The organism is Fodinibius sp. (genome assembly GCF_041642155.1).
Lineage (GTDB): Bacteria > Bacteroidota > Rhodothermia > Balneolales > Balneolaceae > Fodinibius.
The window spans coordinates 1-11,754 of the sequence record NZ_JBEPWZ010000001.1; the positions used below are offsets into that span (position 1 = coordinate 1).

An 11,754-nucleotide genomic window follows, 5' to 3' on the forward strand; every position below is an offset into this window, starting at 1 on the left:
CAGCCCGGCGCGAGCTAAAAGAGGAAGCGGGACTCACATGCAGCCATTTTCAATATATAGGGCAATTTTACCCAGGTATTGGTTATTCGGATGAACTAATTCACCTGTACACGGCCTGGGATATCGAATCTTTTGATCAGCAGGTTGATGAAGATGAATTTTTATTGAAAGAACGGATCCCCTTTCGGGAAGCCGTGGATATGGTGCACTCGGGCGAAATATCCGACGGAAAATCGATGGTAACACTCCTGCGAGCCTGGCACTGGTGGGAGCGGAAAGGGCCGTTCGTAGTCCGGTAAACCGTGAACGGGAGGACACCGAGCAGTAACGGGGGACGGCGGCGGGCGGATCCACGGCTACTGCTATTCTATAATTCCTTCTTGTACAGCCAGCTCATAAATAGAGGTGTGAAGATCCGAATCCGTGATTACCCCCCGGTCGATAAGCTCCTCCAGCTCATCGCCGCGCAGTAGTAAAATACAACCCATTTCATTGAGTGCTTTATCAAATTTGCGGGGGTCTGCCGAAGAAAGCTTTTCCAGGTCAATACCTTCCGGACACTTCCGGGTATTGACAAGGCAGTAAAAATTATCGTCCGCATCGTCGCCAAACCCAAATATTTCGAGCTTTGTATCGTCTTGTTGCAGCATGCTCTTAAAATATATACTTAGCCTTGTAATTTATCTTAAATATACCACACAAGAAGGATATTTTTGTAAAAAAATGGCTGTCCCGCACATGCGTAAACCTACCATACACCACGCCGCTTTGAGAAGCCGCTGTCTTATTGGGATTGATACCGCTCTAAAAAATCGCGTGCTTTAATGAGTTCTACAACCTCATCACTCTCTTTGTCGATAACCACAACCTGGAATAAACTGATGATCGCCTGATTTTCGATGCACCTGACCGTTTCTTCAATGGTATCGCACTCTTCCTGCTCGCTTACCAGATCATTTATCCCTTTTACAATATACCGGTAATTTTTTGGTGTGCCGGATTTCTGCTGATTTCCCGCAGCGGGCTCTGCGAAATAATCTCGAAGCGCTTCTTCGGTAACATACCACTTCACGCCCAGCTTGCGTCCCCGTATTTTGCCCTCCCGAAGATAGGCCCGTATAGTCATTTTACTGAGACCCAGCTGAGCGTGGAGATCATCAACCGAATAAAGAGTAAGAGCTCCTATTTGCCTGGCCATAATGCACAAAAAATAATTTTTTATCAGATATGACGTGAATAACACGTAATATTAAAGTTAATAATAATTATATAATAATAAAAGAATATTATATATTAATTATATATTAGTTATACATTAACCAGCTGATATGAAAAATACTTGTTCTGTATAGGCTATACCCCGTATACTGTAAACAGTGATTTAAAAGAAAGCTCTGCAACCGCAGGGTTTTTGTTTTTGCAACCCTTCTGATGGACGTTTTTCTGGACTCCCTTCCTTCTTCTTTATGTATGTCATCTTTCCCACTGCCTCCGTAACCTATATCTTAGAATTGAATTGTAAAGAGATTAAACTTTTTGTTTTCCCTCGGTTATATTAAAATGATATACTCATTTTAAGCAGAAAACGATTCTCATGTCCCCCGCTATACCTATTCGCGACTTAGTTGTTGAGCAGCTCGACAGTAAAAACGCACATGTCAATTTTACGCAGGCTGTGCAGGGATTGACCTATAAACAAAGCGGTATAAGGGTAGAGGGACTTCCCCACACAATCTGGGAGCTTATTGAACATATTCGAATCAGCCAGGATGACATTCTGGAGTTTTGTAAAAATCCCGATTATAAAGCCCCGAACTGGCCCGATGACTATTGGCCTGCATCCGCCGGCCCGGAAAACGAAAAGGCATTCCATACATCGGTCCGTGCGGTGCCAGAGGGTATCGATGAGATGAAAGCAATGGTGTCTGACCCTCAAAATAACTTGCAGACGCCCATACCGCATGGCGATGGGCAAACGCTTTTTCGGGAAGCCATGTTATTTGTTGATCATAATGCGTACCATATCGGACAGATTGTGCAAGTTCGCCGTTCAATGGGCAGCTGGTAATAAACAGTCATCGCTGCGGCGAGCTACTACTCTTTTTATATTATAATTATATTATGAAGGACGTACTGAAATTCTTACGGGAAGCCCGCATCGGTTACCTGCTGTTTACTTCACTGATTGTACTGGGGGTTATTTTCGGGGCTTTTGAAATTATTGATCAAACGCTCCTCAAGGACATACCGCCGGAGGCGATGCGGTGGCTGTACTTCAGCCGGGGAGCCCTGGCTGCACTCCTGCTCATGATCTGGGCAGCGTGGACGGTTTACAACTATCACGAATATTATGAAGATCAGCTGCAGGCTACCAAGCTGCGCTACAGCGATATTATCGAACACTCGGCCGAGGCGATTATATCGCTGGATAACGAGGGCCGGATTACCTCATGGAACCGGGGGGCAGAACAGATGCTCGGATGGGAGCGCGACGAAATAAGCGGTAAATCGATTGCCGTTATTGTCCCCGACAAGCTTATTGAATTAGAGGAACTTGAGTATATTGACGCTGAAATGCAGAAGCGCGGGTATATCCAAAATTTTGAAACTGAACGCCTGACGAAGAAGGGCGAAAAAAAGCTGGTAAACCTTACGGAATCTTATGTCCGCAATAAAGACAACGAGACGGTAGGCCGCTCGCTCATCTTGCGTGACCTGACGGATGTGAAGATGCGGGAGGAGCAGATTCAGCAGTCGGAGCGACTGGCTACCGTGGGACATATGGCCGCAGGGGTCGCTCACGAGGTTGGTAATCCCCTGACGGCCATTTCGTCGCTGGTGCAGGTCTGCCAGCGAAAAACCGATGACGAATTTATACAGGATCAACTAAAAAAAGTCCGGGAGCATATCCAGCGGATCAATAAAATTGTGCGCGAGCTGGTCGATTTTTCACGCCCTTCGAGCATGCAGACCGAACATGTTCAGATCAATGAAGTCATTAAATCTGCGGTCGGACTCCTGAAACATGACGCACGCTGCCGGGATACGGATTTTAAGCTGAATCTTTCCGATAATCTTCCGTCCATTTCCTGCGTACCCGATCAGATCCACCAGGTACTCGTAAATCTTCTGCTGAATGCGGTCGATGCGATGAAAGAGACGGCGAATCCAAAGGTCACAATATCCACCTTGAAGCAACAAAATAACATTAAACTGACGGTTGCGGATGTGGGCATAGGGATTAAAGAGGAAAACCAGCCGCGTATATTCGAACCCTTCTTCACCACGAAAGATGTCGGTCGGGGTACCGGACTCGGACTTTCTGTGAGTCACGGTATTATTAATAAAATGGGAGGCGCTATACACGCGGAATCTGAATATGGAAAAGGCACGACATTTATTATTAAACTACCGATAAAAACTGAAGAATGATGAAGGGATCTATTTTAATAGCTGATGATGAGGCGGGCATCCGTGAATCGCTGACCATAGTATTACAGGACGAAGGCTACGACTGTACGGCAGTCCGCGATGGAGAGGAAGCCATCAAAGCGATCGATAAAAGAAGTTACGATATTATTATTTCGGATTTAAAAATGCCGAACGTTAATGGTCTCGGCGTGTTAGAGCATGCTTTACAGCACTCGTCGGATACGCTCACCATTATTATTACGGCGCATGGAACCATAGAGACGGCTATCCAGGCGTTACGCAAGGGAGCAGCTGATTATATTCTGAAACCTCTCGATTTTGACGAGGTGCTAATCCGAATCGAAAACCTGCTTAAACACAAAAAGGTGGTTCAGGAAAATAAACACCTGCGCGAACAGATCGACCAGGAATACAACTTCAACCATATTATCGGTGAGAGCGAGGCCATGAAGAAGATCTATAAAATGGTCGAGCGGGTCAGCGGCGCCAGCAGTAATGTACTTATTACCGGTGAAAGCGGAACCGGTAAGGAGCTGGTTGCACGGGCCATTCATTTCAACGGAAATCGGGCCGAAAAACCCTTTCTGGCGATCAATTGCGGTGCCATTCCCGAAGACCTGATCGAATCGGAACTTTTTGGCCATAAAAAAGGGGCTTTTACCGGAGCGTCCTCCGATAAAGACGGGGTGTTTGTAGCAGCACGCGGCGGGACCGTCTTCCTGGATGAGGTGGCGGAAATACCGCTTAACCTGCAGGTCAATTTGCTGCGGGTACTGCAGGAGCGTGAAGTTAAGCCCGTGGGGGCGAATCAAAATATAAGCTTTGACACGCGCATCATTTCAGCGACGAACAAAGACCTGGAAGCAGAGGTGGAAAAAGGGGCTTTTCGGGACGACTTGTTCTATCGTCTGAATGTTGTAGAGCTGGAGCTGCCCAATTTGCAGCAGCGCCGCGAGGATATCCCGCTCCTGGCCCACCATTTCCTGCGAAAATACAATAAAGAGTTAACACGAAATAAAAAGGGAATTTCCAGTGAGGCGATGAGTGCTATGATGTCCTATGAATGGAAAGGACAGGTTCGGGAACTGGAAAATGTAATTGAACGCGCGGTACTACTCAGCGATAACGATTATCTTTTGCTGGAAGACCTTCCGAGCGCCATCCGGGAGGTAGATCACTCGGAAACGGTACCTGTAAATACGGGCAAACTGGACCAGGCCGTGCAGGTATTCGAGAAACATCATATCCAAAGCATGCTTAAGCGCACGGACGGCAATAAATCAGAAGCAGCCCGATTGCTCGGGATTGATCCCTCTACCCTTTATCGCAAAATGGAGCGGCTGGGATTGTCGGAATAGCTGTTAAACGGTTACCCGTTATTCGTATGGCTTTGTGTCATACGATGAGGGACTTTGAAAATACCACCAAACGGCTGTTTTTCAACCGTCTCATGGATATTTATTCCGGACTTTTAACTGAGATACAGGATATAGGAATACTCTGATTGTTACCGCCGATGAGCGCAATCCAACGTCCAACGCCCGGGCAGGCGGTACGGAGCGATGGTGCAAAGCCCTCTTTAGGGCATGCCCGGAACCGGGATCATACTCATCGTTGCTGCCCCATCCTTCCCATCTCTGAGCGTTACGGTGACATCAAAGAAAACCATCAGCGTTTTTTTTGCGCGGATAAGGCCAAACATTGTACTGGGAGGCTCGATATCGTACGTATCCATGTGAACTTCTTTCCGGCCTTTCACATGAAACTTGTTGTTGTCATGGATTCTGCCCTGGACAAGGAAGGTCGTGGTATCCCGCACCCCGGCAATTTCCATCACGCCCCGGGTGCGAATGGACATCCATTTATCCCCGCCGGCTACCGAATCTTCCGGTTCTTCTGCCAGCGAGGCATTGAGCAGGCGATACCTGATAACCGGGAACTGTTCTTGCTTCAAAGCTTCATACATATCCCTGTTCATCTTTCGCTTGCCGCAGTCGAGAGAGGCAACCGGCAAGGATACGGCAATAGCGACCTGGCCTTCCCCGGTGACGGTTGATGCGGGGTCCGTCGTATTTTTAATATTTCCCTGGCCCGAAAGCTCCTCGGCATGGCAGCTAAAGTCGACGGGGCCGGCCGTGCCTTCGATCCAGAGCTCACCGCCTTCATCTATAGAAATAGCGCCGGGAAGCGATTGTGCGTCCCCTCGCGATGGGATGATCAGCACCACCAGCAGTATCATGCCACCCACTCTTTGGAGGGTGCGCATGATTCCAGCCGGGAAATATGAGGCGAGGCGAGACATCAGCAAATGTATTCTTATTTATTATTTACTTATTGTTCAGAGAAAAAGAGTTCAAAAGAGATTGTAACCATTTCCCCGCTTTTTATCGTACCGAACATGGCAGACGGTGGATCAACATCATAATCTTCCATGTTAAGTTCATAGCTGCCGGTAAAGGTATAGACTCCATCCCCTGTAACACTTCCTTCTACAGGAAAGTTTATTTCTTCACTGACGCCGGCAATAGTAAGCGTACCGGTTGTATTGAGTGTAAACGAAGATTCCGAAGAGCCTTCCGATATTTCGGCCGTTGAAAGCTCAAACGTGATATTTGGATGGTCGTCTTTTTTAAGGGCATCATACATCTTGCCATTCATTCGTCCTTTGCCACTTTCCATTTCCTCTACCGGTACCGTAAGAGTAAGTGATGTAACCGGATTTTCGTCAGACTCCGGCGTAAAGGCGGATGCATTAAAATTAGCGTCAATATTTATTTCCTCTACGTCGGCAGTCCAGTCGTGAATAGAGGAGGTGCCGTCAACCTGCATGGTACTCTTGTCGAGCAATTCATAATCGGAAGATTGCGCGGTCACGCTTCCGCTGAATGCAAACAAGAACAGTAACAGTGATAGTAGTAACGATTTCATAATAACCTCATTTTATTGTTAAATGTTTTTCAGTGTATAATAGTGCAATCATCGTTCCAAAGAATGCGCATAACAAAACTTTTAACTAAAAAATACCTTGACGGGGTATAGAAACGCATTTCCGGCAGTAAGCCACAGCTCGCCAGCTATAGCATCCAGGAAAAGATTGCAACCATGCAAACACCGCCAAAATGGCCGTTGCAGCTATGCAATACCGTAAGATGTTGAGTGAATGTTCAGGGCATCTGTCCCGGACTTCACACCGGGAAACACGACCGGGGACAAAACAAATCCCCAAAAGTGCGGGAAAGATGTTTCTCTTTGTTAACACCGATGCCTGGGAGGCCAATTCAGCACCCGGGGACCCATTTCACCGTTCTAGCAGGTTCAGTGCCGGTTCATTTCTTTTAACAGCGCTAATGCATTGCTATTAATTAGGTTATCGGAATTCTATTTTACTTGCAGGGGATACCGGCCATGCTTATCCGGAGGATTCCGGAGGGAGAATATAAAATTAACATACCCAAAATCAGAAAACTGGTCTGTTAATTGCATTGATATAAAGCAGGTAACGCTTGCTTTAAGCCAACCGTCACGGCAGTGTATTTACTACATCATAACATTCAAGAAATACTGACAAACGATGCAATCGCGGGCCATTCTTATTGCAGACCAGGAAGAAGCAGTCAGAGAGTCGCTTCAGTTAATCATGAGCGACGAGGGTTATCGGTGCTTCTCCGGTTCCAGTAAATCAGAAATACTGGAGATACTTGCTAAGGAAGACATTACCGTCATTATACTTGATAGCCAGCTGACTATTAAAACAGGCCTGCCGACCATCATTAAAGAACGGTACCCAAAGATCAAAATAATTGTTATCAGTTCGTATGCAGCACTGGAGAGTATTCAGCTGGTCCTGATGGACAATACGGATGGAATTATTCTTAAGCCCCTGGATTTTGATGAACTGATTGACCTGGTCAATCGCTTAACGGAACCTGCTTCTTTATAAGAGTGGGGGACTTGATTACTGATCCGGATTGAACTTGCTCTCCAGCCTGAGCTGTATACTACAAATTCGGATACCAAATTACATAACGCTTCCCGGATATTTGCCTCTTGCGATAAGACCGAAACAAAGCCGAAACGTATCTAACCTATTGGACGTTTTACTATATAATCGCACCCACAAAACATATTAAGGCCATTTGCTGTTATGAGTACACCAATGAGGGCATCCTATTTTGAGGAATTCGGAGAGTTAGACCAGATAAAAACCGGCACGCTGGAACGTCCTGAAGCCGGGGAGGGGGAAGTGCTTGTCCGCGTGAGGGCAGCGGGCGTAAATCCCGTGGACGCCGCCGTAGCCCGGGGGATGCTGCAGCAGGCCATACCGGCTAAATTCCCGGCCGTCCCGGGTTGGGATCTTGCCGGAGAGGTGAAAGAGCGGGGTCATGCGGCCCGCAGGTTCGACGAAGGGGACGAGGTCTATGCCTATGCGCGCAGGCCCACGGTACAACACGGGACTTTCGCGGAATATGTGGCCCTGCCGGAGTGCTATCTTGCCCGCCGCCCCCAAACGATAACGATGACCGAAGCCGGCGGGATTCCCCTCGTCGGACTTACGGCCTACCAGGCGCTTTTCCTGGCCGGAGATCTCAGCGAAGGCGATACGTTATTGATACTCGGTGCTTCCGGTGGAGTCGGTACCCTCGCCATACAACTGGCCAAAACCGCCGGTGCCACCGTCATCGGGGTCGCGGGCAAACACAACCAGGCGTATATGAAAGAGCTCGGTGCGGACGAAACGATTGACTATGCGGCCGGGAATGTGGGAGAAGCGATCCGGGCCGCCGTCAGGGAGGATATTGATTTTATCTTTCACTGTTCCCGGGGCGATTCCCTGGATCAAAGTATCGATACGCTCAAAAGCGGGGGACAGCTTGTCTCCATTACGAACAGCCAACCCGGGGTCCGTGACGATATCCGCTTCGAGTACGTGTTTGTAGAGCCGAATGCGAGACAACTGAAACATCTTCAGGAACTGGTCGATGAGAATAGCATTAAGATCCCCGTTTCCAAAACATTTGGCCTGGAGGACACCGGTAAAGCTATCCGGGAGATCGAATCTCTTCATACACGGGGTAAAACCGTTATTACACCCTGAATATAGAACTTCACCCGAATACCCCAGCACCTCAACGTTGCGATGGGACCCCTATGATGATTAGCCCGGCCTTCCCTACTACAAAAAGCCCGCCTTTCTCCCCATCCCGGCAGTGGTCTCCCCTCTTTCCACCCCAATGTTCTGAAGGTCTTGAATTGCATACATACAGGTGGATAAGAGAATCTTTTAGATTCCACGATCACCGGTTCCCTGGATTTTAAGCACTTTGCACAGTTGGCGCCAGAAGCTGTCTGTTACCCTCTACGGGAATGATCCAGCACGAGGTTGGCGTGGGACACTATATAAAAAAACGGTGCCACCATATCATGGCGACACCGTTGAAGGGATTAGGGATAGGGAATAGTCAGGGCTACATTAGAAACTGATGACCGCTTCGAGCATGACACCGTCAAATTCACCACCGTCATATTTGGTACCTACAAAGCTATCTCCGTCATAGGACTGTTTCATATACTCCAGCTTGGCCAGTACATTCTTAGTCAGGAACCAGCCGCCGCCGAGGTTGAAGCGATCGATCTCGACATCTCCGTTTACAGATTCACCATCCACCAGGTTATAACGGCCACCCAGGTAGAAATTTTCATTGGCCCCAAAGCGATAGAGCAGTTCCGCACCATATTGATTGTAAGTTCGCGAGTCGGCTCCTTTAACATTACCGGACGTATTTTCATAGACTCCGTAGAACTCCAGCCCCTGGAATTTTACAAAGGGGTTGATCATAATGGCCGTCATTTCTCCTGCGCCAGGTTCAGCACCTCGTGGGGGAGTAAAGCTGGGAGCAAAGCGCCCGGAACGAAATCCGTCATCCATTACGCTGTAGTAGCGGGAACCGGCCCGGTCTCCGGAGTACAGGTAGATCGAGGGAGAGTTCGATACATTCAGAATGGACCCCGTCAAACGAAGGTGTATGACATCGCCCATCTTCTTTTCATACCCCAATTTACCATAGACGGTCGCATGCGTTTTAATATCACCGGCAACAACGCTCTGGTTCAGTTTACCGTTGCTCAGGCCGAACATGGCAAGCAAGCCCTTATTGTAATAATAGAGTTCGCCGGCTACTTCCGTGGTAAACGAATCCATGATGTAATTTCCTACAAATGGGTTGTGGATAGCTGATGCATTATCCGTTCTTCTGAAGTGGTTGTCGCCGTAGTTGAGCTCCATGTGGCCCACTTTAATACGAACTTTGTCCATCACGTCGGAAAGCAAGCCTTCCTGGATGAAATCAAGACGATCGACCTGCATATAGCCACTCTTGACGTAGGCTTCCGTGTGGTGTTGCGAGGTTAAGTAGGTCCGCAAGTGCATGCGAAGTCCGTCCCCGAGGGCGACATCAAGGTCTAAATTGGAGGTCGCGAGATTGAAATTTGATTCCAGCTCCGACAAGGTGTTCATAATAGGCTCGCCGTTTTCATCGACCCCCGTTTGCCACGGGCCGGCATTTTCATGGCTCAGACCCTGAAATTGAAGGGTATTTGCCCCGCCGATGCGAACGTTCACTCCGTCGAATTCAACGTCCGTCTCAAAAGGAGCTTCAAACTGGTTAAGCCCGGTCTGGTCGGGATTGGTAAAATACTGCATTTCCCGGTCGAACTGGGCAAAGGCGCTTCCCGCCATCATAAAGAAGCCGAGAAGGAATAGTGAGGTATATTGTATGAAATATTTCATGGTAGTACCTGTTTTTTGGAGTTAGTGCTTACTGGTTTTGTTAAAATTGAATAATGATGTCATTAAATTTCGTTGATGCTGGCTATGCTGAAGAGCATATCCTAAGTGCTTTCCGTGCATTCCATTTGTAGTGATTACAACTTCTGTTCCAAAAAGGAGAGAAGAGATAAAAAAATTGAATAACATCACGAATTACCCTTTAAGGGGCTACAGGCGGGATTTTTCTCACTCTTTTTTTAAATGGAAAAATGACGGTCTGCAAGCCTTTCCTTTCGGTCTTGCAATTCTGCAAGACTATCCGTCGCTGCCGGTGCGAAGCTGCAATAGGGGGAGGTAGTATCCCATCAGGTACCTGAATTACACTTGATTAACCGGTCCGCTCACTCATCCGGCACTATAGTTTAACATTGAATGACTTTTCTATATATTACTTTGTTATTCAAATCGTAATAAAAAAGAGGATGAGGATATGGGTATGATAGAAAAAGCAGGTCGTTATTTATTCGCACTGCCATTTGGCATTTTTGGACTCTTTCACTTTATGAATGCAGGACAGATGGCAGGAATGGTTCCGATTCCCGGTGGCGTTTTTTGGGTTTACTTGACGGGAATAGCATTGTTAGCCGCATGTATTAGTATCCTGATTGAAAAAAAAGCACGCCTGGCTTGTATACTGCTCGGGGTTATGCTGCTTATCTTTGTATTGACCATTCACCTCCCCGGTGTACTGGGAGAAGGGGGACAATCAGCAATGACGATGTTGTTAAAAGATACCGCTATGGCGGGTGGGGCCTGGATCCTTGCCGGTCAGTTTCCGAGTGAGACGGACTCAGGGTTTAACGAATAGATGTCTGTTTTGAATCCAATATCACAAAGCTCTGCCCATCATATCATCGGGATTGGACACAAATTCTTCGCATGTCAACCAGCTGTTCCAGGGTGTGGGTCCCCCCGCACAGTTCCGGATGGTACCCGCCAGGCTTAGGAACTCGCGGACTACCTTTTGGTTTTCGGTGTCATACACCACGGTCGTCGTCCCACCCTGTCCGGGGTTATTATCCTGCCCCGGATCATAGAACTCACCGGGATCAAGCCGGCCGGCAAGAGCAAAATCTTCGCCAAACGCGCTCTCGGCCCCGCCCTTGGCCGCATTCACTTCGTGATTCCGAATTAAGATAGTAAGTCCGTCAGGCCCCGGGAAGGTGGCCATCCCGTCCGGGCGATGCGGTACCGAAAAGCCGTCATCCATTTTATCGCCGAAGGTAGAAATAATATTATAGGAAAACGCTTCCGGCAAATTAAAAAGTCCGGCGGGATCTGACTGCAGCGGACCAAAGGGATCGGTTATCAGCTTTTGGGCCACTCGTCCCGAAGAGGTGCAGCTGCTTAGTATGTGTAACCCTGAAAAGCCCAGTGTCAGGGCCCCGGCCTGTTGTAAAAAATGTTTGCGTGATATCGACACAGATAATTTTATGTGTTCCTGAATCTGGCTGACGAGCAACTTTCAAGGCATAGGATATACAAAACAAATAGTA

Annotated in this window: 13 protein-coding genes; 7 read left to right on the forward strand and 6 right to left on the reverse strand. The window is 47.9% G+C overall.

Annotated features, from left to right (window positions below; all coding sequences use genetic code 11):
• Nucleotides 1-299 (forward strand): NUDIX domain-containing protein (locus ACESLU_RS00005; protein WP_372633336.1); only part of this gene is annotated, 299 nt, incomplete at its 5' end.
• A 63-nt stretch (nt 300-362) separates the two neighbouring features.
• Here the strand turns inward: ACESLU_RS00005 and ACESLU_RS00010 are convergent.
• Entirely contained in the window at nt 363-650 is a 288-nt protein-coding gene (locus ACESLU_RS00010; protein ID WP_372633339.1) for a hypothetical protein, read from the reverse strand.
• Between the two features lie 134 nt (nt 651-784).
• A complete protein-coding gene (locus ACESLU_RS00015; RefSeq protein ID WP_372633341.1) occupies nt 785-1,198 on the reverse strand; it encodes a helix-turn-helix domain-containing protein in 414 nt (137 codons plus the stop codon).
• 396 nt (nt 1,199-1,594) lie between these two features.
• On the opposite strand from ACESLU_RS00015, the gene ACESLU_RS00020 reads away from it, so the two are divergent.
• From ACESLU_RS00020 to ACESLU_RS00030, 3 genes are read left to right on the forward strand one after another with little or no spacing between them, the layout of a single operon-like run.
• Nucleotides 1,595-2,068 (forward strand): DinB family protein, encoded by a 474-nt coding sequence (locus ACESLU_RS00020; RefSeq protein ID WP_372633345.1) that lies wholly within the window; start codon nt 1,595-1,597, stop codon nt 2,066-2,068.
• A 53-nt stretch (nt 2,069-2,121) separates the two neighbouring features.
• A complete protein-coding gene (locus tag ACESLU_RS00025; protein ID WP_372633348.1) occupies nt 2,122-3,432 on the forward strand; it encodes a nitrogen regulation protein NR(II) in 1,311 nt (436 codons plus the stop codon).
• Entirely contained in the window at nt 3,429-4,790 is a 1,362-nt protein-coding gene (locus ACESLU_RS00030) for a sigma-54-dependent transcriptional regulator (RefSeq protein WP_372633351.1), read from the forward strand. The genes ACESLU_RS00025 and ACESLU_RS00030 overlap by 4 nt, the downstream gene beginning before the upstream one ends.
• A 221-nt stretch (nt 4,791-5,011) precedes the next feature.
• Here the strand turns inward: ACESLU_RS00030 and ACESLU_RS00035 are convergent, their stop codons facing one another.
• Nucleotides 5,012-5,734, reverse strand: a complete 723-nt coding sequence (locus ACESLU_RS00035; protein WP_372633353.1) for a hypothetical protein — start codon at nt 5,732-5,734, stop codon at nt 5,012-5,014.
• A gap of 29 nt (nt 5,735-5,763) precedes the next feature.
• A complete protein-coding gene (locus ACESLU_RS00040) occupies nt 5,764-6,360 on the reverse strand; it encodes a YceI family protein (RefSeq protein WP_372633356.1) in 597 nt (198 codons plus the stop codon).
• A 643-nt stretch (nt 6,361-7,003) separates the two neighbouring features.
• On the opposite strand from ACESLU_RS00040, the gene ACESLU_RS00045 reads away from it, so the two are divergent.
• Both ACESLU_RS00045 and ACESLU_RS00050 read left to right on the forward strand, forming a co-directional pair.
• Entirely contained in the window at nt 7,004-7,372 is a 369-nt protein-coding gene (locus ACESLU_RS00045) for a response regulator (RefSeq protein ID WP_372633359.1), read from the forward strand.
• 204 nt (nt 7,373-7,576) lie between these two features.
• A complete protein-coding gene (locus ACESLU_RS00050) occupies nt 7,577-8,527 on the forward strand; it encodes an NADP-dependent oxidoreductase (RefSeq protein WP_372633362.1) in 951 nt (316 codons plus the stop codon).
• Nucleotides 8,528-8,902: 375 nt separating this feature from the next.
• Here the strand turns inward: ACESLU_RS00050 and ACESLU_RS00055 are convergent, their stop codons facing one another.
• The gene (locus ACESLU_RS00055; RefSeq protein WP_372633365.1) at nt 8,903-10,219 is read right to left on the reverse strand and encodes a hypothetical protein; all 1,317 of its coding nucleotides are present in this window, start codon (nt 10,217-10,219) and stop codon (nt 8,903-8,905) included.
• 469 nt (nt 10,220-10,688) lie between these two features.
• On the opposite strand from ACESLU_RS00055, the gene ACESLU_RS00060 reads away from it, so the two are divergent.
• On the forward strand, nt 10,689-11,066 hold the full coding sequence (locus ACESLU_RS00060) for a DoxX family protein (protein ID WP_372633369.1): 378 nt from the start codon (nt 10,689-10,691) through the stop codon (nt 11,064-11,066).
• A 21-nt stretch (nt 11,067-11,087) separates the two neighbouring features.
• On the opposite strand, the gene ACESLU_RS00065 is transcribed toward ACESLU_RS00060, so the two are convergent.
• Entirely contained in the window at nt 11,088-11,681 is a 594-nt protein-coding gene (locus ACESLU_RS00065) for an alkaline phosphatase PhoX (protein ID WP_372633372.1), read from the reverse strand.
• Between the last annotated feature and the right edge of the window lie 73 nt (nt 11,682-11,754).